At 70.2% G+C, this 26,339-nt stretch carries 26 protein-coding genes and 2 pseudogenes; 17 read left to right on the forward strand and 11 right to left on the reverse strand.

Features of this window, described 5'->3' with window-relative positions; translation table 11 throughout:
* Nucleotides 1-112: 112 nt before the first annotated feature.
* From OHA21_RS13735 to OHA21_RS13745, 3 genes are read right to left on the reverse strand one after another with little or no spacing between them, the layout of a single operon-like run.
* Entirely contained in the window at nucleotides 113-2,251 is a 2,139-nt protein-coding gene (locus tag OHA21_RS13735; protein WP_328478410.1) for a Tn3 family transposase, read from the reverse strand.
* Nucleotides 2,241-2,762 (reverse strand): hypothetical protein, encoded by a 522-nt coding sequence (locus tag OHA21_RS13740; RefSeq protein ID WP_328473898.1) that lies wholly within the window; start codon nucleotides 2,760-2,762, stop codon nucleotides 2,241-2,243. The genes OHA21_RS13735 and OHA21_RS13740 overlap by 11 nt, the downstream gene beginning before the upstream one ends.
* Nucleotides 2,669-3,175, reverse strand: a complete 507-nt coding sequence (locus OHA21_RS13745) for a DUF4158 domain-containing protein (RefSeq protein ID WP_328473900.1) — start codon at nucleotides 3,173-3,175, stop codon at nucleotides 2,669-2,671. The genes OHA21_RS13740 and OHA21_RS13745 overlap by 94 nt, the downstream gene beginning before the upstream one ends.
* 287 nt (nucleotides 3,176-3,462) lie before the next feature.
* On the opposite strand from OHA21_RS13745, the gene OHA21_RS13750 reads away from it, so the two are divergent.
* Complete coding sequence (locus OHA21_RS13750) at nucleotides 3,463-4,749, forward strand: DUF808 domain-containing protein (protein WP_328473902.1); 1,287 nt, start codon at nucleotides 3,463-3,465, stop codon at nucleotides 4,747-4,749.
* 150 nt (nucleotides 4,750-4,899) lie between these two features.
* A complete protein-coding gene (locus OHA21_RS13755) occupies nucleotides 4,900-5,490 on the forward strand; it encodes a dihydrofolate reductase family protein (protein ID WP_328473904.1) in 591 nt (196 codons plus the stop codon).
* A 1-nt stretch (nucleotide 5,491) separates the two neighbouring features.
* Here OHA21_RS13755 and OHA21_RS13760 read toward each other — a convergent pair whose 3' ends face one another.
* Nucleotides 5,492-7,852, reverse strand: coding sequence for an arylsulfatase (locus OHA21_RS13760; RefSeq protein ID WP_328473906.1), 2,361 nt, complete (start codon nucleotides 7,850-7,852; stop codon nucleotides 5,492-5,494).
* A 98-nt stretch (nucleotides 7,853-7,950) separates the two neighbouring features.
* On the opposite strand from OHA21_RS13760, the gene OHA21_RS13765 reads away from it, so the two are divergent.
* Entirely contained in the window at nucleotides 7,951-8,886 is a 936-nt protein-coding gene (locus OHA21_RS13765) for a formylglycine-generating enzyme family protein (protein WP_328473908.1), read from the forward strand.
* Here OHA21_RS13765 and pip read toward each other — a convergent pair.
* Complete coding sequence (gene pip, locus OHA21_RS13770) at nucleotides 8,883-9,755, reverse strand: prolyl aminopeptidase (RefSeq protein ID WP_328473910.1); 873 nt, start codon at nucleotides 9,753-9,755, stop codon at nucleotides 8,883-8,885. The genes OHA21_RS13765 and pip overlap by 4 nt on opposite strands.
* Before the next feature lie 14 nt (nucleotides 9,756-9,769).
* Between pip and OHA21_RS13775 the strand changes: the two genes are divergently transcribed.
* Genes OHA21_RS13775 through OHA21_RS13785 form a run of 3 tightly spaced genes read left to right on the forward strand, consistent with a single transcriptional unit; the run spans nucleotide 9,770 to nucleotide 12,047 of the window.
* Nucleotides 9,770-10,489, forward strand: a complete 720-nt coding sequence (locus tag OHA21_RS13775; RefSeq protein WP_328473912.1) for an AAA family ATPase — start codon at nucleotides 9,770-9,772, stop codon at nucleotides 10,487-10,489.
* 7 nt (nucleotides 10,490-10,496) lie between these two features.
* Entirely contained in the window at nucleotides 10,497-11,132 is a 636-nt protein-coding gene (locus OHA21_RS13780; protein ID WP_328473914.1) for a dihydrofolate reductase family protein, read from the forward strand.
* Nucleotides 11,133-11,168: 36 nt separating this feature from the next.
* The gene (locus OHA21_RS13785) at nucleotides 11,169-12,047 is read left to right on the forward strand and encodes a hypothetical protein (protein ID WP_328473916.1); all 879 of its coding nucleotides are present in this window, start codon (nucleotides 11,169-11,171) and stop codon (nucleotides 12,045-12,047) included.
* On the opposite strand, the gene OHA21_RS13790 is transcribed toward OHA21_RS13785, so the two are convergent.
* The 4 genes and pseudogenes from OHA21_RS13790 to OHA21_RS52710 all read right to left on the reverse strand — a co-directional run.
* Entirely contained in the window at nucleotides 12,031-12,969 is a 939-nt protein-coding gene (locus tag OHA21_RS13790) for a hypothetical protein (protein WP_328473918.1), read from the reverse strand. The two genes, OHA21_RS13785 and OHA21_RS13790, sit on opposite strands and share 17 nt — an antisense overlap.
* Nucleotides 12,970-13,051: 82 nt before the next feature.
* Complete coding sequence (locus OHA21_RS13795; protein ID WP_328473920.1) at nucleotides 13,052-14,644, reverse strand: methyl-accepting chemotaxis protein; 1,593 nt, start codon at nucleotides 14,642-14,644, stop codon at nucleotides 13,052-13,054.
* A pseudogene (locus OHA21_RS13800) lies at nucleotides 14,641-15,228 on the reverse strand (LysR substrate-binding domain-containing protein); the annotation flags it as partial. The gene OHA21_RS13795 and the pseudogene OHA21_RS13800, both read right to left, overlap by 4 nt.
* Before the next feature lie 13 nt (nucleotides 15,229-15,241).
* Nucleotides 15,242-15,577: pseudogene (locus tag OHA21_RS52710) on the reverse strand (helix-turn-helix domain-containing protein); the annotation flags it as partial.
* Between OHA21_RS52710 and OHA21_RS13805 the strand changes: the two are divergent.
* From OHA21_RS13805 to OHA21_RS13815, 3 genes are all read left to right on the forward strand, one after another.
* Entirely contained in the window at nucleotides 15,567-15,929 is a 363-nt protein-coding gene (locus tag OHA21_RS13805) for a hypothetical protein (RefSeq protein WP_328473922.1), read from the forward strand. The pseudogene OHA21_RS52710 and the gene OHA21_RS13805 sit on opposite strands and share 11 nt — an antisense overlap.
* Nucleotides 15,930-16,198: 269 nt before the next feature.
* Complete coding sequence (locus OHA21_RS13810) at nucleotides 16,199-17,251, forward strand: ComEC/Rec2 family competence protein (protein ID WP_328473925.1); 1,053 nt, start codon at nucleotides 16,199-16,201, stop codon at nucleotides 17,249-17,251.
* Nucleotides 17,252-17,287: 36 nt separating this feature from the next.
* On the forward strand, nucleotides 17,288-18,034 hold the full coding sequence (locus OHA21_RS13815) for a hypothetical protein (protein ID WP_328473927.1): 747 nt from the start codon (nucleotides 17,288-17,290) through the stop codon (nucleotides 18,032-18,034).
* A 926-nt stretch (nucleotides 18,035-18,960) separates the two neighbouring features.
* On the opposite strand, the gene OHA21_RS13820 is transcribed toward OHA21_RS13815, so the two are convergent.
* The gene (locus tag OHA21_RS13820; RefSeq protein ID WP_328473929.1) at nucleotides 18,961-19,536 is read right to left on the reverse strand and encodes a DUF4839 domain-containing protein; all 576 of its coding nucleotides are present in this window, start codon (nucleotides 19,534-19,536) and stop codon (nucleotides 18,961-18,963) included.
* Nucleotides 19,537-19,783: 247 nt separating this feature from the next.
* Nucleotides 19,784-20,680, reverse strand: a complete 897-nt coding sequence (locus OHA21_RS13825; RefSeq protein WP_328473931.1) for a LysR family transcriptional regulator — start codon at nucleotides 20,678-20,680, stop codon at nucleotides 19,784-19,786.
* A gap of 161 nt (nucleotides 20,681-20,841) precedes the next feature.
* On the opposite strand from OHA21_RS13825, the gene OHA21_RS13830 reads away from it, so the two are divergent.
* The 8 genes from OHA21_RS13830 to OHA21_RS13865 are packed head-to-tail and all read left to right on the forward strand — an operon-like array spanning nucleotide 20,842 to nucleotide 26,250.
* Nucleotides 20,842-21,702 carry a dihydrodipicolinate synthase family protein gene (locus OHA21_RS13830; RefSeq protein WP_328473933.1) on the forward strand — a complete coding sequence of 287 codons (861 nt, stop codon included), beginning with the start codon at nucleotides 20,842-20,844 and terminating at the stop codon, nucleotides 21,700-21,702.
* Nucleotides 21,703-21,726: 24 nt separating this feature from the next.
* Nucleotides 21,727-22,098: a GntR family transcriptional regulator gene (locus OHA21_RS13835; RefSeq protein WP_328473935.1), complete on the forward strand. Its 372-nt coding sequence runs from the start codon at nucleotides 21,727-21,729 to the stop codon at nucleotides 22,096-22,098.
* Nucleotides 22,095-22,970, forward strand: a complete 876-nt coding sequence (locus tag OHA21_RS13840) for an ABC transporter ATP-binding protein (protein WP_328473937.1) — start codon at nucleotides 22,095-22,097, stop codon at nucleotides 22,968-22,970. Before OHA21_RS13835 ends, OHA21_RS13840 begins: the two co-directional genes overlap by 4 nt.
* Complete coding sequence (locus tag OHA21_RS13845; RefSeq protein WP_328473939.1) at nucleotides 22,967-23,659, forward strand: hypothetical protein; 693 nt, start codon at nucleotides 22,967-22,969, stop codon at nucleotides 23,657-23,659. The genes OHA21_RS13840 and OHA21_RS13845 overlap by 4 nt, the downstream gene beginning before the upstream one ends.
* Before the next feature lie 9 nt (nucleotides 23,660-23,668).
* Nucleotides 23,669-24,526, forward strand: a complete 858-nt coding sequence (locus OHA21_RS13850) for a sugar nucleotide-binding protein (RefSeq protein WP_328473941.1) — start codon at nucleotides 23,669-23,671, stop codon at nucleotides 24,524-24,526.
* Nucleotides 24,519-24,869, forward strand: a complete 351-nt coding sequence (locus tag OHA21_RS13855) for a DUF6204 family protein (RefSeq protein WP_328473943.1) — start codon at nucleotides 24,519-24,521, stop codon at nucleotides 24,867-24,869. The genes OHA21_RS13850 and OHA21_RS13855 overlap by 8 nt, the downstream gene beginning before the upstream one ends.
* 54 nt (nucleotides 24,870-24,923) lie before the next feature.
* Entirely contained in the window at nucleotides 24,924-25,613 is a 690-nt protein-coding gene (locus OHA21_RS13860) for a Clp protease N-terminal domain-containing protein (protein ID WP_328473945.1), read from the forward strand.
* Nucleotides 25,614-25,647: 34 nt separating this feature from the next.
* Nucleotides 25,648-26,250, forward strand: a complete 603-nt coding sequence (locus OHA21_RS13865; RefSeq protein ID WP_328473947.1) for a MerR family transcriptional regulator — start codon at nucleotides 25,648-25,650, stop codon at nucleotides 26,248-26,250.
* Nucleotides 26,251-26,339: the final 89 nt, after the last annotated feature.

Here is a 26,339-nt window from a genome sequence, read left to right on the forward strand (position 1 = left end):
GTCCGCAGAGCGAGAGCGCCGTGTGTGCCCACCACTGTTCCTGATTGCTCAGCCCGGGGTTCGGGCGGATGCGGGGACGGTCAACGGGGCGGGAGTCATAACGACGAACCGTCTATTCCTCGCCCACCGTGTCGGGATCACGCAGGGGCCGCCGATCGCCACGTAGATCCGGTGCTGTGAAGGTGTAGTGCCCGTGCACGTTGATGTGCGCGTACATGTACGGCGAGAGCCGGGCCACGTCGGCGTCCAGGACCGGGAATCCGTCGGCGCGCAGCTGATCGAGGATCGTGTCCAGATAGACGGTGTTCCACAACGTGATGCAGTTGATCACCAGGCCGAGCGCGCCGAGCTGGTCCTCCATGCCCGCGTGGTACGGCTCGCGTAGCTCGCCGCGGCGGCCGTGGAAGACGTACTTGCCCAGGCCGTGCCGCCCTTCTTGCAGGTTACGCATCCGTTTGATCGCCCGCCGGTACGACTCGGCGTCGACGTAGGCCAAAACGTGCAACGTCTTGAAGATCCTGCCGAAGTGGGCGAGGGCCTGCCCGAGCTGGGTCGGGTTCCCGCAGTGCTGCAGCATCCGCATCGCGTCACACGCCGACACCGCGCCGCTGTGCACCGAGGCGACCAGCCGCAGAATGTCCGGCCAGTGCTGCCGCACCCGTGCCAGGTCGATGCGCCCGCGGGCCGCGCCGTCGAGCATCCCGTAGTCCGCGGACGGGCTGATCCGCCACAGCTTCTGATCCGGCAGGTCGGCCAGCTCCGGCCGATACTGCACCCCCAGCAGTTTCAGCAGGCCGAATACCATGTCGGAGTACGAACCGGTGTCTGAGATGAGCACCTGCGGCTGCCGACCGCCGTCACGCCGGTACAGCAGGTCGACCGCGTTCAGCGAATCCCGCGGCGTGCCGGAGAGCACCATGCCCGCCGTCCCAGCACCCTGATCGTTGATCAGGTTGAGGAATGTCGCGCCCTTGCGCCGGCCGAAGTATTTCGGGTTCGGCCGGGCGTGCAGCGACCGGACCGGCACCACGAACCGGGTGCCGTCCACCGCGGCGACCAGACCGCCACCCCAGCAGGCCGCCGTCGCGGACCCGGCCTGCCCGTCGATCAGCCACCGGTTGGCCGCCGCATGGTTCTCCGCGCGCACGTAGTTCTGATAGACGTGGCTGATCCGCGACCGGGTCAGCGCCGGTACGTTCGGCGAGATCACCGCGGTCCAGCTCAGGTTGAGCGCCTGCGCGGTCAGCACCGCCGCCAGGGTGACCGGCAGGTCGTCCATCCGCGCCCCGCCGCTGCTGACGTGGGTGTAGGCGTCCACGAATCCCGGATACCAGCCCATCACCTCCGTGACCAGGTCACCGATGTCCAGGCGCGGCATCATCTTCTGGCACCGGTCCCGCAACGCCGTCAGGGTGTCCGGCTCGGCAACCGCCTTCAGCGCGGCGGCGTGCAGCCGACCGTCCGCGCCGACGGTGACCTCACCGGCCGCCGCCCGCGCGGCCATGTGCCGCCACGCCCCGTCCAACTCGCTCGCGCACTCCTGTAACAGGTCGTCGGGGACCTCCGGAACATCCAGGGACTCCAGCAGGACCTCCCGTTTGGCCTGCCACTGCTCGCCGTCGAGTAGCTGCGAGCGCGGGTCGGCCCACCGCGACGACGCTGCAGCGAAGATGTCCCGGCGTTTGAGCCGGGTGTGGAACTGCGAGAGCACGCAGAACGTGTACCCGGCCCGGTCCACCGTGCCCGGCGGCCGGCCCTCGGTGAACACCTGTTTACGCCATCCGGTCGGCACTACCTCGACGTCAGCCAGCCGGGCGTCCAAGAATCCGGTAGGCACCCGCTTACTCGGCCGGGCGTCCAGCAGATCGGGCAGCCCTTTCAACGCGATCAGAACCTTGGCCGCGTCCGCGGTCGCTCCGAACTCGATCGTCTCGGCCAGCAGTCGCACGAACTTGCGCGCCACCGGGAACCGGGCACACAGCGCCGCCTGCCACTCCTGCTCCGGATCCAATCCGGGCGGTGCGACCTCGTGGATCAGCGCCACCGCGGCCCGCAGCTCCGCCTTCGTCGCCACGTCCTCGACCAGATCCCACATCCGGGCCATCGGCATGTCCTGCTCCGCCTCGGTGGCCGTCAGGACCACCTCCATCGCGGCGGCCAGCTTGGCCGCCTCCCGCGACACCCGCGGATACCGCTTGGCCTGATCCTTGGCCGACTCCCGCTGCGCCCGGGCCAGCAGCTTAGTCGTCATCACCACGTCGAATAGCTCCAGAGCGTCGTCGGTGGCCTTGCCCTCCAGATACGTCGATCGTGGCCAGCAACGTGGCCACCCGCTTGGCGTACGGCTGCCGCTGCCGCAACGACGTCGCGTTCGCCGTCATCCCCACCCGGGCCAGGTCCACCACCCGCCGCTGCGGCACCACCGAGAGATCCACCCCACCCAGCCCGATCCCGGCGACCTCCGCCACCCGGCCCAGCGCTTTGACCAGCGTCGCCGTCGTGTCCCCGGTCGGCTCGCGCCGCAACCGCTCCAGCGCCGAGATCCGGTCTCCCTCCGGCACCTCCACCAAGCCCAGCAGCAGCACCGCCTGCTCCGCGGTGACGAGGCCGAGCAGCGTCTCCCACAACCGCAGATGCGCCTGCCCGACCACCCGGCCCACCAGCCGGGTCAGCGGTTCCAACGCCGGCAGCAGCACCCGCCGCTGCCGCAACCACGGCACCGCCCGGTCGAAGATCGCCTTGCGGCCTCTCCGGTCGCCCACGCCCGCCGATCGATCCACCTCGTCAACTCGTCGGTGACCTGTGCGAACTCCTGCCAGCCGTCCGCGGCCTGGATCTCCCAGCGATGTTCGAACCGGGTCATCTCCCGCATCATGTAGTCGCGCACTACACCTGGCCGGCGGATTCCCAACTGTGTAGCCAGGTACTCCAGTACCGCCTCCGGCACCGCGAGCGGATCATCCAGGAACGTTCCCAGGAACCGCACCGTGGTCAGCTGCAACGCGAAGCCCAACCGGTTCGCCGCCCCACGCCGGCCCCGGACCAGCTTCAGATCGACATCGTCCAGCAGGAAGAACCGCTCCAAGTCCTCCAGTACGGGCGTCCCCACGAAACGCCCGTACGCCTCGACCTGGACAGCAGTAAGAAATCGTCTCTCATCACCATCGTCTGACATCGATGGTCAACGTAGAGTGCGGCAACCATGGTCACAGTCCCGCCAACGGGTGACCAGCCAGGAGCGGCCGGAAACTACCGCTGCAGCCCCTCTGACCAGCCTTACCGCTAGTTTTCACAAGATCGTTAGTCGAGCGCCGAAGCACCGCGGTCAGGTGATCTTCGAGGGAGCGGGGCCTGACTGTGCCTCGAAGTCGACAGGTGGCATGAGGGGGGTCACGCACGGGTAGTCGGCTTAGACGAGAATGAGCGTGCACATATGCACGCCCGACTTGGGAAGGACCTCTCTTGAGCGCTGGACTCGCAGCTCTGCTGGACGATGTGGCGGTGCTGGCGCGTGCGGCAGCCGCGTCGGTCGACGATGTCGGGGTGGCTGCCGCGAAGGCCGGTGCCAAGGCTGCCGGTGTGGTGATCGATGACGCTGCGGTGACTCCGCAGTATGTGCGGGGCCTGGCCGCCGAGCGGGAGATCCCGATCGTGCGGAAGATCGCGCTCGGGTCGCTGCGGAACAAGTTCCTGATCATCATGCCGGTGATCCTGCTGCTCAGCCAGTTCCTGCCCGGCCTGCTGACGCCGCTGCTGATGCTCGGTGGCGCCTACCTGTGTTACGAGGGCGCGGAGAAGGTGTGGGAGCGCATCGCGCACCACGACGCGCACGGTGAGAAGGAGCAGCAGCCCGAGGAGAAGGTGCTGATCGCCGGGGCGATCCGGACCGACCTGATCCTGTCGGCGGAGATCATGGTGATCTCGCTGAACGAGGTGGCGAACGAGACGTTCATCTCGCGGCTGCTGATCCTGTCGGTGGTCGCGGTGATCATGACGGTGCTGGTGTACGGGGCGGTCGGCTTCATCGTGAAGATGGACGACATCGGTCTGCGGCTGGCGGAGAAGCCCAGCAAGGCGGCGGCGCGGTTCGGGCGGGGCCTGGTGAAGGCGATGCCGAAGGTGCTGACCGGGCTGAGCGTGGTCGGTACGGCGGCGATGCTGTGGGTCGGTGGGCACATCCTGCTGGTCGGTCTCGACGATCTGGGCGTGCATTTCCTGTACGACTTCGTGCACCACATCGAGGAGGACGCGCATCACGCGACTGGTGCGGTCGGCGGGGTGGTCGGTTGGCTGGTCAACACGATTGCCAGTGCGATCCTCGGTCTGATCGTGGGTGCGGTGATCGTGGCGGTGCTGGCCGTGACGCTGCACCGCAACAAGTCGCACGGCGCGGACAAGGGTGAGCACGGCGCGGACAAGGCCGCGGAGGCGAAGACGCCTCAGCCGGTAGTGGCCGGTCAGGGCGCTCCCACCGCCACGAAGGACCAGGCAAAGGACGAGGCCACGCCCGGTACGGCGTCGGTGGACACGGGCGCGGCGCCGACGCCGGAGGCGGAGATCCTGGCTAGCCGGGACGATACGGCTGCCGACGCCAAGGGTGAGCTTGACGGCACAACCGCGAGCCGCGACGTCCCTGGGACCGCTTCCGCTGCTCATGTTGACGGCACGACCGCAGCTGGGGACGGGCCCGGAGCGGCCGCCGCTGCCGAGGGCGACGGCATGAAGGGCCCGGCAGCGCCGGAGCGCTGACATCGGGACGGCAGCGTAAAGAGGGCGGGGACTGGGCTCAGTTCCCGCCCTCGCTGCTTTCCAGGGCAGGAGTTCGCCGATGTGGAGCAGAGGCGGGGCCGCGCACATCACCAGATGCAGGAGCCCCGGCACGGCGGCCAGAATGTGGGCATGAGCGAAGTGATCGCCAAGGCGACGGTCTCCCTGGACGGCTTCATCGCGGACGAGCAGGACCAGGTGGGTCCGTTGTTCGATTGGTACGGCAACGGCGAGGTCGCCTATGCCGGCGGCGACCCGGAGCGGGTGTTCCACCTGTCGCCGGCCAGCGCCGACTACATGAAGCGGACCTGGTCGCGGATCGGGGTCGGGGTGATCGGCCGGCGGCTGTTCGATCTGACGGACGGCTGGGGTGGGCGGCCCGCCGCCGGGGATCACGTGTTCGTGGTGACGCACGAGGCTCCGGCCGGCTGGGCGTACCCGGATGCGCCTTTCACGTTCGTGACCGATGGGCTGGCCAGCGCGATCGGGCAGGCCAAGGCTGCCGCCGGCGGCCGGGACGTGTCGCTGACCGGCGGTGACCTGCTGGGTCAGGCCCTGGCCGCCGGGCTGGTCGACGAGGTGCAGGTGGATCTGGTGCCGGTGGTGTTCGGCAAGGGTGTGCGGTTCTTCGGGGAGTTCGGTGGGCCGCCGGCGCTCCTGGACGATCCGGAGATCGTCCAGGGCGACCGGGTGATTCACCTGCGGTTCCGGGTGCGCCGCTAGGTTATTGGCGGGCCAGGGCGATGCGCAGTTTCTCCTGCGGGTCGGGTTCGTGGCCGTCGCCGCCGAGGTCGATCCGCACCCAGTGGATCTTGCCGGTGAAGCGGCTGGTGGCGGTGGTGTAGTCCGCGGAGACGGTGGTGCCGGATTCGTAGCCGACGTCGGTGGTCTCGTCGGCGGAGAAGACCATCGGCTGGGTGGCGTCGACGCGCCCGGTGCCGGCCGGGCTGCCGTCGACCGAGAGGGTGACCGTGCCGCCTTTGCCCAGGCCACCACCGTCGTAGGCGAAGTCCATCAGGATCTGGTGGCGGCCGGCGGGCAGCGGCTGCTCGGCGGTGGTGGCGAAGTGCCGGATGCCGAGCACGTTGTAGACGAAACGCAGCCGGTCGTCGTGGACGTAGACGGTCCACCCGCCGAACCGGCCGCCCTGCGCGATGATCACACCGGTGGCGCCGGTTTCCGGGATGTCGATGTCGGCGGTGACCGAGAACGATCGGTTCTTGATGCTGACCACGCTGTTCTCGGAGAGCCGGCCCATGCCGGGGTAGAGCATCTGCGTGGTGCCGCGGATCAGGGTGGGCCGCCCGGCCAGGTCCGGGTTGATGCGCTCGGCGGTACGGTCGTCGAGCGGCAGAACGTTGTACTTGGCGGCTTCGAGCAGCCACAGCCGTTGCAGGTGGGCCAGCTTCTCGGGCATCTTGTCGGCCAGGTCGTCGGCCTGGCTGTAGTCGCCGGCGCCGTCGTACAGCTCCCATACGTCCTCGTCGAACGGCGGCGGGGGCGGCCCCATCAGGTTCCACGGGGTGCGGTGTTTGGTGACCGCGCTCCAGCCCTTGTAGTAGATGCCCCGGTTGCCGGCCATCTCGAAGTACTGCGCGTCGTGGCGTTCGCCGGCGTCCGCCTGGTCGAAGGTGTACAGCATGCTGGTGCCCTCGATCGGGGACTGCTGCACGCCGTTGACCGAGACCGGCTCGGGCAGCCCGGCGGCTTCCAGGATGGTCGGCGCCACGTCGATGACGTGGGTGAACTGCGAGCGCAGCCCGCCGCGTTCGGTGATGCCGGCCGGCCAGTGCACGATGGTGCCGTTGCGGGTGCCGCCCCAGTGCGAGGCCACCTGCTTGGTCCATTGGAACGGGGTGCACATCGCCCACGCCCAGCCGACCGAGTAGTGGTTGTAGGAGGTCGGCGAACCGAACTCGGCCATCTTGCTGCGCAGGAACTCGGGGGTCTCCAGGGCGGCCATGCCGTTGAAGTTGGCCATCTCGTTGAAGGCGCCGTTCATGGTGCCTTCGGCGGACGCGCCGTTGTCGCCGACGATGTAGTAGATCAGCGTGTTGTCGAGCACACCGAGTTCCTCGACGGTGTCGATGAGCCGCCCGACCTGGTGGTCGGTGTGTTCCAGGAAACCGGCGTACACCTCCATCTGGCGGGCCAGCACCGGTTTGAGCTCGTCGGGCATGTCGTCCCAGGCGGTGATCTCGGTGTGCCGTTCGGTGAGCTGCGCGTCGGGCGGGATGACGCCGAGTTCCTTCTGCCGGGCGAAGGTGCGTTCGCGCAGGGCGTCCCAGCCGTCGTCGAACTGCCCGCGGTAGCGTTCCGGCCATTCGGCGGGCACGTGGTGCGGGGCGTGGGTGGCGCCGGGCGCGAAGTACACGAAGAACGGCTTGTCCGGCATCAGCGCCTTCTGCTGGCGCATCCAGGTGCAGGCGTGGTCGGCCAGGTCCTCGGTCAGGTGGTAGCCCTGCTCAGGGGTGGCCGGCGGCTCGACCGGGGTGGTGCCGTCGTACAGGGCCGGGTCCCACTGGTTGTTCTCGCCGCCGATGAAGCCGTAGAACTTCTCGAAGCCGCCGCCGGCCGACGGCCACGCGTCGAACGGGCCCATCGGGGAGGACTGCCAGACCGGCACCTCGTGGCATTTGCCGAACTGGGCGGTCGAGTAGCCGTTGAGTTTCAGGGTCATGGCCAGCGGTGCTTTGGTGTTCGGCCGCAGCGAGTTGTTGCCGGGCGCGGCGGTCGCGGTCTCGGTGATGCTGCCCATGCCGACCGAGTGGTGGTTGCGCCCGGACAGCAGCGCGGCCCGGGTCGGCGCGCACAGGGCGGTGGTGTGGAAGCGGTTGTACTTGAGCCCGGCCGCGGCGAGACGCTCGGCGGTCGGTGTCCGGCACGGCCCACCGAAGGCGCTGGCCGCGCCGAACCCCACGTCGTCGAGCAGCACGATCAGCACGTTCGGGGCGCCGGCGGGCGGGCGCAGCGGCTCGATCGGCGGGTAGGCGGTGTCCGGGTCCTTCGCGTCATAGGTGGTCAGGCCGGGCGCCGGCCGGTCCGGGATGGGCAGCGCGGTACGCGCGTCGTCTGCTCTGGTCATCGTCAACCTCCGAGCCCGAGTGTCATCGCGGGGCGGTGAGTGCACCTCATCCGTCCCGGGTGAGGTGCCGGGCCACCGGCGATGGCGACGATCGGGGCATGCATGACAGGGACTGTTGCGCGCCGAGCCGGGCTGCCGGGCCGTTGATGTCGGTGTCCCGCCCGGCGGCGACCGGGCGGCACGACATCGAGCAGCGGTCGGTTCCGGCGCAGACGTTCCTGATGGGCGATCAGCACGGCGACGACCGGCACGGCGACGGGGAGACGCCGGTGCACGACGTCACCCTTCCGGAGTTCCACATCGACGCGACCACGGTCACCAACCGCGACTTCGCGGCGTTCGTCGCCGGGTCCGGCTATCTGACCGAGGCGGAACGGTACGGGTTCTCCGCCGTCTTCCATCTGGCGGTGCGGGCCGAGCCGGGTGACGTGATGGGGGCGGCCAGCGGCGCGCCGTGGTGGTTCGGGGTCCGCGGCGCGGACTGGGCGCATCCCGGCGGGCCCGCCTCGAACCTGGACGGCCTGGACGACCACCCGGTCGTGCACGTGAGCTGGAACGACGCGGTCGCCTACTGCGCGTGGGCGGGCCGGCGGCTGCCGACCGAGGCGGAGTGGGAGTGCGCGGCCCGCGGCGGCGTGCCCGGGCAGCGTTATCCGTGGGGCGACGAGATGCCCGGCGACTGGCCGTGCAACATCTGGCAGGGCACGTTTCCGCAGCACAATCAGGGTACGGACGGCTGGTTGACGACGGCGCCGGTGCGCTCGTACCGGCGTAACGGGTACGGGCTGTGGCAGCCGGTCGGCAACGTCTGGGAGTGGTGCGCCGACTGGTGGGACCGCCGCTATTACGCGGTGTCGCAGCGCTACGACCCGGCGGGCCCGCTGTCCGGCGCCGGCCGGGTGATGCGCGGCGGCTCGTACCTGTGCCACGACTCGTACTGCAACCGCTACCGCAACGCGGCCCGCTCGTCGAACACCCCGGATTCCTCGGCCGCGAACATCGGCTTCCGGACGGTGGCCCTGGACCCGGCCTAGAACCGGTCGAGCGCCGCCCGGACGACGTCCTCGGCGATCACGTGGCCGGCGTCGGTGACGATCAGTTCGGAGCCGGGCCAGGCCTGGTGCAGCTCCCACGCCGCCTGCAGCGGTGAGCCGAGGTCGAGCCGGCCGTGGATGAGCACGCCGGGGATGCCGGCGAGCCGGTGGGCGTGGCGCAGCAGGACGCCCTCCTCCAGCCAGGCGGCGTGCGAGAAGTAGTGGGTGCAGATCCGCACGAAGCCGGTCCGGGCCCGCGGTGGCCGGTCGCGGTAGTGGGTTCCGGACATCACCGTGTCCTCCCAGGTGCACCATTCCAGCTCGGCCTTGTCGCGGACCGCCGGGTCGGGGGACTCCATCAGCCGGGCGTAGCCGCCGACCACGTCGTCGCCGTCGACCAGGCTGCGGAAGCGGTCCCATTCGGCGGGGAAGAACCGGCCGACGCCGCGGTACAGCCAGTCGATGTCGGCGCGGCGGGTCATCGTCACGGCTGCGAGGACGATTTCGGTGACGCGGCTCGGGTGCTGTTGGGCGTACGCCAGAATCAAGGTCGACCCCCAGGACCCGCCATGCAGCAGCCACGCCGGGATGCGCAGGTGCTCGCGCAGTTTCTCCATGTCGGCGACCAGATGCCAGGTGGTGTTGTGCCGCATGCCGGTGGCCGGGTCGGCGGCGTGCGGCCGGCTGCGGCCGCAGCCGCGCTGGTCGAAAAGGATCACCCGGTAGCGGTCCAGGTCGAAGCGGCGCAGCCAGAACTCGCCGGCGCCGGAGCCGGGGCCGCCGTGCACGACCAGCGCGGGTTTGCCCTGTGGGTTGCCGTGCTGCTCCCAGTGGATGATGTTGCCGTCACCCACGTCCAGGTCTGGCATGCGAGGCTCCCAGGGTGTTCATCAAGGCGATCATGCTCGAGCGTGGCCCGGCCGACGGTTATCCCTTCGACCTGCCGGTGGTGCGGGCGCTGCGCGAGAGCGGCGGGCTGGAACTGGCGAATCCGGTGACGCTGCTCGCGGGCGACAACGGTACCGGTAAGTCGACGCTGGTGGAGGCCGTGGCGGTGGCGGCCGGGTTCAATCCCGAGGGTGGCAGCACGTCGTTCAACTTCGCGACCCGCTCGAGCGAGTCGGTGCTGGGGGAGCACCTGGTGCTGTCGCGGGTGCCGGGCCGGCGGCCGCGGACCGGTTATTTCCTGCGGGCCGAGTCGTTTTACAACGTGGCCACCGAGATCGAGAAGATCGGGGTGGTGGCCGGGTACGGCGGGGTGTCGCCGCACGAGCGCTCGCACGGCGAGTCGTTCCTGGATCTGGCGGTGCACCGGTTCGGCCCGGCCGGGTTGTACCTGCTGGACGAGCCGGAGGCGGCGCTGTCGGTGCAGGGCTGTCTGGCGCTGCTGCTGCGCATCGCCGAGCTCGTCAAGCTGGGCAGCCAGTTCATCATCGCGACGCATTCGCCGATCCTGCTGGCCTGCCCGCAGGCGTCGATCTTCGAGATCCGCCCGGGCGGCGGGCTCGCCGAGATCGACTTCGACCAGGCCGACGCGGTGGTGCTGACCAGGGCGTTCCTGGCGGATCCGGGGCGTTTCCTGGGCCGGCTTTTCGGGGACTGAGAGCCTCATGCGGCCGCGGGTGGTGATTCACAACAGTGTCAGCGTGGACGGGCGGCTCACCGGCTTCCCGGTCGATCTGGGTCTGCACTACGAGATCGCCGCGCGGATCCCGGCGGACGCGATTCTCAGCGGCAGCGGCACGATGCTGGCGGCCGCCGAGGAGCAGAACGTCGATCTGTCCGGTTCGGATCAGGCGCCGCAGGAACCCGACGCCGACCTCGCGAAGCCGTTGCTGGTGGTCGTCGACGGCCGCGGCCGGCTGACCCGCCTGGACTGGCTGCGCGCGGTGCCGCACTGGCGCGACGTGGTGATCATGTGCTGCGCGGCTACGCCGCACCGGCACCGGGCGCGGCGGGTGGTCACGGCGGGCGACCGGGTCGATCTTGCTGACGGGTTGGCGCAACTGCGGGCGGCGTACGCGGTGAGCACGGTCAAAGTCGACGCCGGTGGCACGCTGAACGCCCGCCTGCTGGACGCGGGCCTGGTCGACGAGCTGAGCGTGATCGTCTCCCCGCACGTCGCGGCCGGTGACACGGTGCCATTGTTCACGGCCGCCGCGGGCCGAAGGTTGCGGCTGATCGGGTCCGAGCCGCTGCGCGACGATCATCTCTGGCTGCGGTACGCGATCATCCCTGACGGGTGACCTTGCGGGCGCCGGGGAGGTGTTAGCGTGCCGCGCATGAATCCCCTGGGTGACGCCGAGCGCGACACTGTCGGGACGGTCGCCGAGGGCTACGAGGCGTTCGAGGCCGGGCACTGGCAGCTGGCCGGTGAGCTGCTGTCGGACGCCGCCGGGCGGGTTGCCGAGGGCGCCGGGGAGTTGTGGTTCGACGCGGCGCTGGCGTACAAGTTCGCCGGGAACTGGCCGCGCGCCTACGCGACCGGCCGGACCGCGATCGGGTTCGTGCCCCGCGGCCGGGGCGAGCCGGCCTTCTGGAACCTGGGCATCGCAGCGACCATGCTGCGTGAGTGGGCGGTGGCCCGGGACTGCTGGGCCGGGTTCGGCCTGGACCTGCCGCCCGGGGACGGTCCGATCCACGAGGATCTCGGGCCGGTCTGCATCCGGCTGGGCGACGTCGGCGAGGTGGTGTGGGCGCGGCGGCTGTGCCCGGCCCGGGCCCGGGTGATCAGCGTGCCGTTCGACACGTCCCGCCGCTTCGGTGAGGTGCTCGTGCACGACGGCGCGCCCACCGGCGAACGGGAGCTGGAGGGCCGTACCGTGCCGGTCTTCGACGAGATCGCGATCTTCGAGGCGTCGTCGACGGTGACGCTGTCGGTGCTGGTCACCGCGGCGACGCCGGACGATCTGGCGCAGTTGCAGACCGGGTTCGCCCGGCGCGGGCTGGGTGTGGAGGTGCTCGCCGCCCGGCTCGACCTGTGCGCCTGCTGCAGCGGCGGGAGAGTGCTGCAGCAGGCGGGCGGGTTCGCCGGCGAGCAGCGGCTGCTGCTGGGCGCCGGGATGCAGCAGGCCCGGGACCTGCTCGACGCGTGGGCCGAGCAACAGCCCGGCGGGCGCGCGTGGGCCAACCTGCATCCGGCGGTCAGTTCCAGCGGATGACCTCGCCGGCGAGCGGGCCGAACAGGCGGCGCGGGGTGCCGCCGGCCACCGGCACCGCGTAGAAGCCGTCGCCGCGGCGGGCGATCAGTTGCCGGCCGTCGGGGGAGACCAGCACGTCGGTGAACGGCTTGCCCTTGACGGCGCCGATCCTGCGGATGGTCGCGTCGGTGCGCTGCGGGTCGGCGGTCAGCGCCACCAGTTCGGCCCGTTCGCCCTGGCCGCGGCAGGCGAGGGTGAAGGCGGCGATCTGTGGGCCGTGGCAGGAGTAGAGCAGGGCGCTGACCCCGTCGCCGTCGTCGTCGGGAGCGATCACGTCGGCGTCGACGAGTTCCCGGGCGCTGCGGTGCACGGTCACGTCGCGGGCCGCGGGCACCGAGGGGATCGCGACGTGTTCGGCGCTCGCCGGATCCCCGGTCGAGTCGGTGAACTGCGACGGAAAGCCGGGCAGGTCGCCGGTGACCCGGCCGGGGTCGGCCGGGTCGACGCCGACCGTCTTGCGCATCGCCCCGTCGCCGCCGTCGAGTTCGACGCCGAGCCGGCCGCTGCCGGGCACGAACGCGGCGTTGACCAGGGCCAGCCCGTCCCCGCCGAGGGCGGCCGGGTTGAGCGTGCCGGACGGCCGATAGCCGTCGCCGTCCAGGGTATACACGGTGAGCAGCCCGGCGTCCCGGTCGACTGTCGCGGCGTACCGGAAATCCGGGCTGTAGGTGACCTGGCGGCCGGCCGGACGCTCCAGCGTTCGCAGCACCGTGCCGGTCTTCGCGTCGTGCACGCGCAGCGTGTCGCCGTCGACGGCGATCAGCCCGGACGGCAGCGCGGGGCCCGGTGTCGTGGGCGGCTGGTTCCAGGTGGCCGCACTGTCGCCGCCGGTGCAGCCGGCCAGCAGAAACAGCAGCGTGCACGCGGCGGAGGACTTCTTCACCGGCCGGAGTCTATCGATCAACGACGAAGCGGGGGTGGCACGGCGACGATCGCCGTGCCACCCCCGCGGGTGAACCGGGAACTCAGTAGCGGAACCGCGACACCAGGGTGCGCAGCTCACCGGTGACCTCGGCAAGTTCGCCGACCGCCCGCTCCGACTGGTTGACCAGGTCGGTGGTGGTCCGCGCGACGGACGCGACGCTGCCGATGTTCGCGGCGATCTGGCCGGAGCCGCCGGCCGCCTCCGAGACACTGCGGTTGATCTCGTTGGTGGTGGCGGTCTGCTCCTCCACCGCCGACGCGATCTTCGTCTGGTACGTGTTGATCTGCTCGATCACCTCGGACACCTCCTGGATCGCCGAGACCGCGCCGTCGGTGTCGGCCTGGATGGCCTGCACCCGGCGGGCGATGTCCTCGGTGGCCCGGGCGGTCTCCTGCGCCAGGTCCTTGACCTCGCCGGCGACCACCGCGAAGCCCTTGCCGGACTCCCCGGCGCGGGCCGCCTCGATGGTGGCGTTGAGCGCGAGCAGGTTGGTCTGCTCGGCGATGCTGGTGATCGTCTTGACCACGTCGCCGATCTCGCGGCTGGACGCGCCGAGCCGCGACACCGAGGCGGTGGTGGTCTGCACCGCGGTGACCGCCCGGCCGGCCACGCTGGCGGCCTCGTTGGCGCTGGTGGAGATCTGCCGGATGGACGCGCCCATCTCCTGCGAGCCGGTGGCGACGGTGTGCACGTTGCGCGACACCTCGTCGGCCGACGCGGCGACCAGGTCGGCCTGCTCGGACGACTGCTGGGCGCCGTCGGCGAGCTGCGCGGTGAGCCGGCTCATCCGCTCGCTGGCGTCGCCGAGGGTTTCGGCGCCGGCGGCGAGGCGGCTCATCGCCGAGCCGATCGACTCCAGGGCGGTGTTGACCGAGCGGCTCATCTGCCCGACCTCGTCGGCGGACGCGGCGTCCAGGCGGCGGGTCAAGTCACCGTCGGCGACCGCGGACATCACCGTGACCGCCTCGCCAAGCGGGCGGGTGATGCTGCGGGTGACCTGCCAGGCCACGGCCACGGCGATGCCGATCGCGGCGAGCAGCAGCAGGCCCATCCAGGTCAGGAAGTTGTCGGCGATGTCGCGCGCGGTCGCGGTCTCCGCCTTGTTCATCGCCTCCTCCATGTCGATGAACACGTTGATGACGCGCAGCCACTCGATGAACGCGGGCTTGGCCTCGTCGTTGAGCAGGGCGATCGCCTTGCTGCGCTGCCCGGCCTCACGCAGTTCGATGATCTGCGCGACCAGCGGGTTGGTGGCGGCCTGCACCTCGGCGATGCCGGCGAGGGCGGCCTTCTCCGCGTCGTTGACCTTGGAGGGGTCGGCGAATATGGCGTTCATCTTCGTCTCCGAGTCGGCGTACTTGGCGGCGAGCTCGTCGATCAGCGCCTTCTCGGCGTCGATGCCGCTCGGGTTGCCGGCGTACACCAGGTCACGGATCGCGATGGCCCGGTCGTGCACACTGCCCCGGAAGTTGATCGCGTACCGCTGTTTGACGGCGTTGACGTCGTTGATGACGGTGAGCTCATCGTTGATCTTGTTGACCTGGGAGACGCCGGCGACGACCAGCGCGACCATGGCAAGGACGACCACGAGGAATCCCGTCCCCAGACGGCGTCCGATGGTCAGGTTCTTCATGTGGGAGACACCTCTGGCTTCTTCACGCCGAGTCCGTCCGGTCTCGGGTTACTTGTCCATCGGCAACTTTCCGGCAAAGGTGAGACTGATCTACGCAGCGCTGCGATGAGGGCGGCCACAGCGGGATGCTCGGCGGCGCCGCGGCGAAAAGCGATGCGGGTGCGGCGGCGGGTGGGCGCGGTGAGCAGCCGCAGTCCGGCGGGTGGCCGGTCGGCCGCCAGTTGGGGTACGAGCGACACGCCCTGGCCCGCCGCGACCAGGGCGAGGACCGCGGTGAAGTCGTCGGCGTGATGGCGTGCCCGCGGGCTGAACCCGTCCGCCCGGCAGACCCGCAGGGTCACCTCGTGGCACAGCGTCCCCGGGCTGGCCAGGATCCACGGCTGTTCGCGCAGGTCGCCGATGCCGGCCGCCTCAAGATCGGACGGCACGGCCAGGTGAACCGTCTCGTCGAGCAGCGGCACCGAGTCCAGGTCGGTGTCGGCCGCGGCCGGGGCCACGTCGTAGTCGTGCACCAGCCCGGCGTCCAGGCGCCGCTCGCGTAGCGCGGCCGGCACGGCGGCCGGGTCCAACTCGCTGACCAGCAGCCAGCCAGGGCAGGCCTTCGTCGGCGAACCTGCCCCGCCAGCGGCGCACCGTGTCGACAGTGACCTCGTGCCGGCGGGCGATCGCGGCGTTGGAGTGCCCGCGGGCGGCATCACAGACGATCCGGGCCCGGATAACCTGCTGGTATGCGGCGGTGTGGGAGTGGGCCAGGGCGGTGAGCCTGCGTCGTTCGGCAACGGTCAGGATGATCGGGCGTGCGTGAGGGACGGGCACCGGCCAGCTTCCATCGAAGATGATCTCGCTTGAGGGCCGGTCGAGGATGCCGGGCTGGCGCGCCGCAGGACAGCAGGACACGCCGGAGGCGGCAGGATGTGCTTCCATGCCGGTCATTCCCGCTTCCACCAAGACGTCGCTGCCGCAACGGCTACGGGCGCGAGCCAAGGCGAACTGGCCGCAGCTGATTGCAGTGGACGTCCGTTACCGCGGCCAGTTCGCCTACGTCACCGTTGAGCTGACCGGCGGCCAACAGCTGCCGCTGATGCGGCTGCGGTACAGCGGATCCGCCCACCGCTGGCACCTGGCCACCTACCGGGCCAGCAACAACAGCTACGAAGACCAGTACTGGTTCAGCGGCACCACCGAAGAAGCCCTCGACTTCGTCTGCGACGTCCTCATCAGCCCGATCACCGATGGCCCGTATCCAGGCCCCAAACCGTTAACCCCCGAAGGACTTCAGAACTGAAGCACTTAGAAGCCGCCTTCGTAGTGGTCCTCTTCCCGGCGGGGGTCGTACTCGCGGCCGCCGTGCTGCCGCACCCTGCTCAGGCCGGGTACCTCGGCTGGCGTTGTGGATGACACTGCGTAATCGCAGGCGCCGCTAACGATCCGGACACCTGGCAGGTTACGGCACAGAGTGGGAGATGAAAGTTACTAGCGGTGACTTCATGATCGGCGTACGCTGCCTCCAGTTAGATCACCTGTTCGAGTGTCACACGCCAGATGAGGACGGCCGTGTACGAAGTTGATTTCCTCCCGGTGGAGAACGAGAACCAGGATGGCGGCAAGAGCGGGGACGCCATCACGATCCGGTTCACCGTCGAGTCCACGGGGCGCCACGCCGTTGTGGTCATCGACGGGGGCCGCGGCTACACCAGTGAAGCCCTCGCCGCCCATGTGGAGAAGTACTACCAGACCCGCCATGTCGACCTGATGATCTCCACGCATCCCGACGCCGATCACCTGGACGGCTTGGCCGGGGCGATCGACCTGCTCTACGTGCGGCAGCTGATGATCCACCAGCCCGGTGAGCATCGCCGGGACATCGCCGACTTCTCCAACCTGGAGTCGCTGGAGAAACTGCTCGCGACGGCCCGCGCGAACGGGGTATCACTGGTCGAGCCGTTCACCGGCACGTCCCGGTTCGGCGGTCAGCTGATCATCCTAGGGCCGACCGAGTCGTACTACGAGACGCTGCTGGACCAGCAACTGCGGGAGGCCCGGTCGGCGGCGCTGTCGGTGGCCGCCCGCGAGCTCGTGCGGCAGAAGGGTGTCAACCTGCTCGAGCACTCGAGCCTGTATCTGCCGGCCGAGACGCTCAGCGACGATGGCGAAACCAGCCCGCGCAACAACTCATCGGTGATCACGCTGCTGACCGTCGACGGTGAACGGATGCTATTCACTGGCGACGCCGGCATCCCCGCCCTGGAGGCGGCCGCCGCCCGATACGAGGCGCTGTACGGGTCGTTTCAAGCCCAGCCGCTGCGGTTCCTCCAGGCCCCCCACCACGGCAGCCGCCGCAACCTCGGCCCGACCATCCTCGACCGGCTGATCGGGTCACCGTCGGCACCGCACTTCGGTAACCGCACAGCGATGATCAGTTCAGCGAAGGCGGCGCCGAAGCACCCGTCGCCGAAGGTCGTCAACGCGCTGATCCGTCGAGGCTGCACGGTCGTGGCCACCGAAGGTGGCACCATCTGCCATCACAGCCCGGACGCCCCGGCACGGGCGGGCTGGTACCCGGTCACGCCGCTGCCGGCTCTGGTGGAGACCGGCGATGATGACTGACCGGCATGCAATGCCCGGCCGGGACCGGGGGCGGGCGTGACCCTGCTGCAACTGGTCACCGACCGGTACAACCGCACGGCCCGGTTCCTGCCCGCCGTGCTGGTCGTGGTCCCGCTGATCGTCCTGGCGGTCACCGCGATCCCGGTCGCGGTCGGGATCGCCGGCAAGGTGGCCGCGGCCGCGACATTCTGCCTGCCGGTCCTGGTGTCGCAGGCGGTCCGCGACCGTGGCCTGCGCGCCGAGCCGGGCCTGTTCGAAACGTGGGGCGGGCGTCCCTCCGAGCTGCTGCTGCGCTGGCGGGATGCTCCGGCACCGGCGGTGGTAGCCCGCCGTCATCGGCTGGTGGCCACTCACCTCGGTGTCGAGTTGCCCAATGCCGCAGCGGAACAGGCCGATCCGGTGGAGGCCGACGCGCTCTACGCGGTCGCCACCGCGGCGCTGCGAGAACGCACCCGCGAGAGGGCCCGGTTCCCGCTGGTCTACGAGGAGGTCATCAGCTACGGGCTGCGGCGCAACGGGTTCGCCTGCCGGGCTCCGGGAATCGCCGTCTGCGGGCTTGCGATCGTGTGCACCCTCGTTCTGGCCTACTGGGCGATCGTTCCGCTGGGCTGGAAGCAGCAGGCCGCGCTGGTCGGCTTCGATCTGGTGTGGGCGGCGGTCTGGCTGCGGTGGTTCACGATGGGCTCGGTGCGCCGCGCCGCCGAGAAGTACGCCGAGCAGCTATTCGTGTCGCTGGAGACGCTGGGGACCGCGGCCACGGTGTCGACGCCCGAGGAGCCTTGACCGCTGCGGCAGCCTTGTCTCGGACGGTGGTGAGCGGGAATACGGCAGCGGGTCGGGTCCCGGGGCGTTATCGGGTCGGGACCTCTCACCGCTGCTGAAAGCGCCCCGACGGGTGTGTCCGGTGTCGTGCTCGGCGAACCGCGGCGGATCTGCCAGCTGGTGCCGGCGAGTGCATTGTCCCCGCACTCGCTGCGGCACCGCGATCACCGAGATCCTCGGTGATCGCGGGCCTAAGATGTCTTTTTCGGAGCGCACCGTGACCTGTTCCCCGGGCGTCGTCGAGGACCCCGGGAAGGCCGAGGGCGTATGGGATCGGCCTCCCCGGGGCAGCGGTGACTTTGCTGTGACGCCACCTGCTGGTGGCCTGTGACCGTGACACGGCCGAATAGCATAGCCTCCTCGGCGTTCTATCGGTGTCGGCGTGACCGAGCGATTTACCCGGGCTGGACGGCCCTAGGAGTCAGGGGTTTCGGACCCACTCGCCGGCCTCACCCCAGCATCGTCGGCAGGTCTTTCAGCCGGCGTCGGGCAGGAATCCCGACGGCTGGCACACCCCTGGCCTGCCGGCGGCGACGATGTTGTCCGGCAAGCCTTGGGAGCATCTGCCGACAGGGGGCTCACTCTGTGAGTTGCCCGCAGGCGGCGGCTGGTCACGGGCGCCTGGGTTCTAGTTCGAGGGCAACTTCGAGGCGAACGAGAAGAACAAGATCGACCGTTTCGGCGCCGAAGCGGCCCGGCCGCGCCGGGTGACCTACCGCAAGCTCACCCGTGACTGAGGCAGTCTCCAGCAGACGTCAACGAGAGCCACTCGCCAGAAGGTATACCCGCGGACCTTCCGACCCGCCGCGGGGAGTCGCAGACCAGGAGCATCGAGGCCCGGCCCCAAGAAGGAGCCGGGCCTCTCGACTTCTACGCGCTACCGGATGTCATCGCTTGGTCAGCGGGGATGACGTATCGTCCGAGTCTTCGTCGACCAGGTAGTACTGGAACGGCTCGAACTCGTACATGACTCCGGCCGTGGCTTTCACGTGCACGTTCGTGCCTTTCTTCAGCTTCTCCATCGGGGTGTCGTGGCCGAACCACTTGAGCTGGAACACCGGGCCTGTGTGCTTCTTGTCGGACGCGTTGCCCGCCCGCACGTCGATGGTCGATTCGCCGTGGGCCTCGCGGGGGTTGATGTAGATGTCTGAAACGAACCCGTCGAACTCGACGGTCTTCATCAGGAACTTTTCAACGGCTGCCTCGACGGTTTTCCCGTGCGGCGGTCCTGCCAGCAGAGCTGCGAAGTCGGGGCTGTTCTCGACCGTGATGGTCGTCGGTGCTGGCGCCGGCGTCTTCTCCGTCTTCGTGGCTGTCGGTTCGGCCTTGGTTGTCCCGGTTCCCGCAGCCACCGGTTCAGCCGTGACCGACCCAGATTCCGTAGCCGTAGGGTCGGCGTTCGGTGCCTCGCAGCCGACGAGCAGTGCGAGCACGGTTACCACCAGCGCGGCCCTCTTCTTCATGCGACCGGAGTATGCCAGGCGTTGGGTATCCGCCCTCCCACGACGGGTGCCGGCTTGTGCCGTGGCCAGAGATGCACCCTGAATCACCCGGCGTTGACCCCGCCGTACGCCATTTCACCGACCAGGCCCGGCCCCTGCTGCACGCCTACGCGAGCACCTGACGTCACGAGCACAGGTTGCGATGACAGCCCAGCCCAACGAAGTCGACACTGAGGAGTCGGCGGGAGCAGAGACGCTGGCGCTGCCGTCAGCCCTCGCCGGACATCGCATGTTCGCGCGCGATCACGGTGAGGGCGGTGACCACCGCGGCGACGGCGGGATGGCTCGCCGCGCCCCGACGGAAGGCGATCCTGGTGCGACGACGGCTGTCGAGGGCAGTCAGATGCACACCTGTCGGCGCGCTGGCGGCAGCGAGCTCGGGCACCAAGGCGACACCCTGGCCCGCCGCGACCAACGCGAGGATGGCGGCGAAATCATCGGCATGGTGACGGCCTCGCGGCGCGAACCCCGCCGCGCGGCAGACCCGGATCATGACCTCGTGGCAGAGGGTTCCTGGCGTGGCCAGAATCCAGTCCGTGGTGGCGGTCGCCGCCACATCGCCGGTTGCGGTGGTCGAGGGCTCGGCGAGAAAGACCTTCTCCTGCAGCGCCGGAACCCAGTCCAATGCCGGGTCCACCTCGGCCGGCACGACGTCGTAGTCGTGTAGCAGTCCGACATCGAGGCTGCGGTCATGCAAGGCCGCCGGCACGGCAGCAGGGTCGAGCTCGATGAGCGTCAACTCCAGCGCGGGATGCTGCCGACCCAGCATGACCAGCGCCCGCGGAAGCAGCGCCCGCATCGCGCTCGGGAACGCACCGATGCGGACTGGACCGGCAGGGCCGGTGCGCACGGCGGCGACCGCTGCGGTCGCCTCCTCCAACGCCCCGAGGACTGTCTCGGCGTGCCGAACGAGAACCCGCCCGGCGGGCGTGAGCGCAACGCTCCTGCCGGTGCGTTCCAGCAGCGCCACACCGGCTTCGCGTTCCAGGACGGCAAGCTGTTGTGAGACGGCTGATGGCGTATACGCCCGGGCCTCGGCTACCGCGGCGATGGTGCCAAGACGGTTCAGATCATGCAGAAGCCGTAGCCGGCGGACGTCGAGCATCAGTGCAGGCTCTCATTCGAGGTTGAATCGACGCAGACGCGGGATTGCGGGATCCGCGTAGGGCTGTGGCCGATGACGGTGGCCGAGCATCAGCTCAGCTTACGGGTGGCGTCAGGAATCGGAACTGGTGCTTATGGTCGTCGGAGGGCAGCGTAGACGGCATGGAAGGTGTCTACGTACCGCTGATCACTCCCTTTTCCGAGGATGGGGCGCCGGCTCTGGGCGTACTCGAGAAGTTGGCCGTCGAATGTCTGCACGCCGGCGCGACCGGGCTGGTGGCGCTGGGCACCACCGGCGAGCCGGCGTCGCTCAGCGACGCCGAGCGTGAAGCTGTCCTGGACGTGGTGGCGGGGGTGTGCCGCGATACCGGCGCGCCGTTGCTGGTCGGCGCGAACACGCCCGGCCGGTTGGCTGCCGTGCCGACCGGCGCGGCGGCGGCGCTGACGCTGGTGCCGCCGTTCCTGCGGCCCGGCGAGGACGGCGTGGTGGCGTACTTCGAGGCCCTCGCCGCGGTGAGCCCGGTGCCGCTGGTGGTGTATCACGTGCCGTACCGCACCGGGCAGCCGCTGACCGCGGCCACGCTGCGCCGGCTCGCCGCGATCGAGCAGGTGATCGGTGTCAAGTACGCGACCGGCGCGGTCGACGCTGAGGCGGTGGCGCTGCTGGCCGATCCGCCGCCTGGTTTCGCTGTGCTGTGCGGCGACGACACGATGCTGTCGCCGATGCTGGCGCTCGGCGCGAGCGGTGGCATCCTCGCCTCCGCGCACCTGCAGACTGCGGCGTTCGTGCAGCTGGTGGCGGCCTGGCGGGCCGGTGATGTCGCCCGGGCGCGGCCGTTGGGGCGGCGGCTGGCGCGGCTGTCCGCTGCGGTGTTCGCCGAGCCCAACCCCACGGTGGTCAAGGCGGCGCTGCACGCGGCGGGCCGCATACCGACCCCCGATGTACGCCTACCGCTGCTCCCCGCATCGACAGCCGCCGTTGACGAGGTTGCGCCGTACCTCTACGGTTCATTACTAGAGTAATGAACCAATGAAGGCGGGTCACGGATGTTCGACGACCGCAGCCCGATCTACCGGCAGATCGCCGAGCAGATCAAGGGCGACGTGCTCCGCGGCGTGCTCAAGGCCGACGAGCAGGTGATGTCCACGACGCAGTACGCGGCGTACTACCGGATCAACCCGGCCACCGCCGCCAAGGCGTTCCAGCAGCTCGTCGACGACGGCGTGATCTACAAGCGGCGCGGCGTCGGCATGTTCGTCGCCGAGGGCGCGCAGCAGCAGCTGCGCGCCCAGCGCCGTGAGCGGTTCTTCGCCGACGTGCTCGAGCCGATGATCGCCGAGGCCCGGGCGCTGGACATCGCGCTCGCCGACATCGTGACCCGCATCCAGCAGCTCGACGAACCGGGGGACGCCCGATGACGCTCTCGATCCAGACAGCCAACCTCCAGCTGCGCTACGGCGACACGCACGCGGTCGACGACGTCAGCCTCGACCTGCCCGGCGGCAAGATCTACGGGCTGCTCGGGCGCAACGGCGCCGGCAAGACCAGCCTGCTCGCCGCCCTCGCCGGGTTCCGCAAGCCGTTCGCCGGCACCGTCCACGTCGGCGGTGAGCCGGTCTTCGAGAACCTGCGCAACACCACCCGGATCTGCCTGATCCGCGAGGACGGCGGCGTCGGCGACCCCACCGACAACCTGGCCGACGTGCTGAGCATGGCCCGGATGCTGCGGCCCAGCTGGGACGACAAGTACGCCGACGAGCTGATGGACCGCTTCGCCCTGCCCCGCAAGAAGACGATCAGCGCGCTGTCACGGGGGCAGCGGTCCGCGTTCGGCGTCGTCGTCGGCCTGGCGTCGCGCGCCGAGCTGACCATGTTCGACGAGGCGCACCTGGGCATGGACGCCCCGACCCGGCAGCTGTTCCTCGACGAGGTGCTGCGCGAGTACGTGGCCCGGCACCGCACCTTCGTGATCTCCACCCACCTGATCGAGGAGCAGAGCCCGATCTTCGAGCGGGTGCTGATCCTGCACGAGGGCACCCTGCTACTGCACGAGGACCTCGACGAGCTGCGCGCCCGCGGGGTGTCGGTGACCGGGCCGGCCGGCATCGTCGACGACTTCGTCTTCGGCCTCACCGTGCTCGGCGAGGAACGGCTCGGCCCGACCAAACGCGCCATGATCTACGGCGCGCTCGGCGAGGACAGCCTGCGCGCCGCCCGCGCCCACGGCCTGGAACTCGGGCCGGTCGCCGTGCAGGACCTGTTCATCCACCTGACGGGAGGCGCCCGATGACCCGCTGGCCGATCGCCCGATACCTGCTCAGCACCCACTTCGTGTTCCTGATGTTCATCCTGCTCTGCTTCTATGCGGCGTGCGCGGTGATTCTCGGCGTCGCCGTCGTCCTGACCGACATCACGATCAGCACCGTCGACGCCGCGGCGCAGGTGTTGATCTGGATGGCGCTGGGCTACGGGGCCAGCGCGACGGGGGTGCTGTCCACGATGATGGTGCACGGCCGGACCCGCCGGGAGTTCCTCGTGCAGCACCCGTTCTTCCAGCTGGTCACCACCGGCACGGCGGCCGCCCTGATCACCGGCGCCTACGCGGCTGAGAACGCCGTGTACCGGGCCTTCGACTGGGGGCAGAAGGTGCAGGAGCACCGGATCTACGAGTCCACCAGCGACTATCCGGTGATCTTCGCGGTGTACTGGTGCATGCTGCTGACCTGGATGCTCGTCGGGGTGTTCGTCGGCGCCGCGTTCTACCGTTGGGAGGCCTCCGGCGCGCTGGCACTGCTGCCCGCGGCCGCCGTCGTGCTGATCAACGGGGGTGTCACCGGCTTCTTCAGCCTGCCGTTCAACCGGATCGAGGTCGACGGCGTGCTGCCGGTCGTCGGGATCACCGCGGTGCTGGTCGCCGTCACCGCGGCGATGCTGTGGGCCACCGTGCGCGACATCCCACTGAAGACCCGCGCCGCATAGAGTGCTGCCGTGACACGCGTACTGATCACCGGCGCCACCGGTTCCCTGGGCCGCCGCGTCCTGGCCCGCGCGGCGGCCGCCGGCCTGCAGCCGGTCGGCGCCTCGTTCCGGTCCGGGCCGGCGGACGTGCGGATGGACATCCGCGATCCGGGCGAGGTGCGGCGGGTGCTGGGCGAGGTGCGGCCCGAGGTGATCATTCACACCGCGGCGGGCCGCGACCGGGGCGATTGGCCGGCCACTGCGGACGGCGCGGCCCACGTCGCGGTCGCGGCCGCAGATCTCGGGGTACGCCTGGTGCACGTCTCCAGCGACGCGATCTTCTCCGGCCGCGCCGTGGACTACGACGAGCAGGCCCTGCCCGACCCGGTGTACGCGTACGGCGCGGCGAAAGCGGCCGCCGAGACCGCGGTGCGCGCTGTGCTGCCGTCGGCGGCTGTCGTGCGTACCTCGCTGATCCTCGGCGACGGCAACGGCGCCCACGAGATCCTCACCCACGACCTGATCGCCGGCAGGGTCCGGGGCGCCCTGTTCACCGACGAGATCCGCAAACCGGTGCACGTCGACGACCTGGCCGACGCGCTGCTCGAGCTCGCGGCCGGTGACTACCGCGGGGTGCTCAACGTCGCCGGAACGGATGCGATCAGCCGCTACGACCTGGGCGTTCTCGTCGCCCGCCGCGACGGCCTGGACCCGGCCGCGATCCCCGCGGCCAGCCTGGCGGCGCTCGGCCTGAGCCGGCCCGCCGACCTGCGGCTGAGCACCGAGCGGGCCGAGCAGGTGCTGACCGTGCGGCTGCGCGGCGCCCGTACGTTCCTAAAACCGGTTTTGTCTTCGGCGGGCGCTGTCGATACTGGGCCGCGTGACTGAGCTACGCACGATCCGCGTGACCGTACGCGGATCCTTCGACAACCTCACCGACGCCCAGAAGGCCGAGCTGATCGCCGCCGGTGACCAGCACGCCGACATCCTCGCGGTCGCCTACACCGAGGAAGGGCACCTGACCTACGACCTGAAGGCGCGGCCGTTCTTCACGTTCCGCTTCGCCGAGCAGGTCGCCGAGGAGAAGGACATCCCGCAGGTCACCGCCCGCGCCGAGGCGAAGGCCGCGGCCTGGATGACCGAGCGGGGGTACGGCTTCAAGCGCATCACCTCGCAGACGGTGGACATGTCGGAGGTGCCGCTGGGCCCGCGCGGACGCCGCCAGCAGTAAGCCGCCGTCAACCCGTAGTTGACGGTGTCATGCCGTCAACCTAGGGTTGACGGCATGACCGACATCGTGCCTCCCGTGCGCCTCGACGACCTCATCGCGGCGATCACCAGCCAGCGGCCCGACGACCCGCTGGAGCGGCTCACCCAGGCCGTCATCCTCGGCGACCACCTGGGTGAGCTCGCCGACCACCTGATCGGCCACTTCGTCGACCAGGCCCGCCGCTCCGGCGCGTCGTGGACCGACATCGGCCGGAGCATGGGGGTCACCAAGCAGGCCGCCCAGAAACGGTTCGTGCCGAAGGACCAGGGCTTCGAGCGGTTCTCCGACGACGCCCGCGCCACCGTGGTCTTCTCGATGAACCACGCCAAGACGCTCGGCCACACCGAGATCCTGCCCGGACACCTGATCCTCGGGCTGCTGGACCGCCCCGACAGCCTCGCCGCGCGGGCGATCACCGCCCACGGCCTGGAGGCCGACGCGGTCCGGGCCGCGGTCACCGCCGCGCTGCCGCCGCCGGCCGGCACCGACGTGCCGACCCTGGTGCCGTACGACGCGCGCAGCCGCAAAGCCCTCGAACTCACCTTCCGCGAGGCGCTGCGCCTGTCGCACGACGCCGTCGGCACCGGCCACCTGCTGCTCGCCCTGCTGGAGGAGGACCCGGACGGCGTGCTCAGCAGCCTCGGCCTCACCAAGGAGACCGTCGAGCAGACCGTGATCGCCGGCCCGCAGGAGAACCTGTCTTGAACCTGACGTCGCGTCACGCCCTACCGTCGGTCGCATGGACACCGATGCGAAGGTGTGGCGGGTCGGCGAGCTGGCCCGGGCGACCGGGGTGACCACCCGCGCCCTGCACCACTACGACCGGCTGGGCCTGCTCACCCCGTCGTCGCGGACGGCCGGCGGGCACCGCTGCTACACCGCCACCGACGTGCGCCGGCTGCACGTCGTGCTGGCGCTGCGCGGCTTCGGGCTGGGCCTCGCCGAGATCCGTCGCACCCTCGACGAGGACGCCGGCGACCCGCGCGCGGTGATGCGCCGCCAGCTGGACGCCGCCGACGAGCAGATCCGCCGCACGACGCGGCTGCGCTCCCGGCTGCTCGGTGTCCTCGGCGCGCTCGACCGGATGGCCGAGCCGTCGGTGGCCGAGTTCATCACACTGATCGAGGAGATGATCGCCGTGCAGGCACCGCTGACCGAAGAACAGTTCGCCGAGCTGGCCAGGCGGCGTACCGAGGCCGCCGCCGCCCTCAGCGACGAGGAACGCGCCGAGATGGCCCGCCACCGCCAGGAGGCGATGGCCGCCCTGACCCCGGAACAGCTCGCCGGCATGCAGGCCGAACGCGCCCGCTGGCGACCCGACCCCTCCCGCAAACCCGCCTGAGCGGCGGCCCGCCCACGCCGGCCGCCGGCCAGGCACCCTTCCCGGCCCGGGATACCGGCCTGAGCGGCGGCCCGCCGACCCCGGCCGCC

Origin of the sequence: Actinoplanes sp. NBC_00393 (genome assembly GCF_036053395.1) — a bacterium.
Lineage (GTDB): Bacteria > Actinomycetota > Actinomycetes > Mycobacteriales > Micromonosporaceae > Actinoplanes.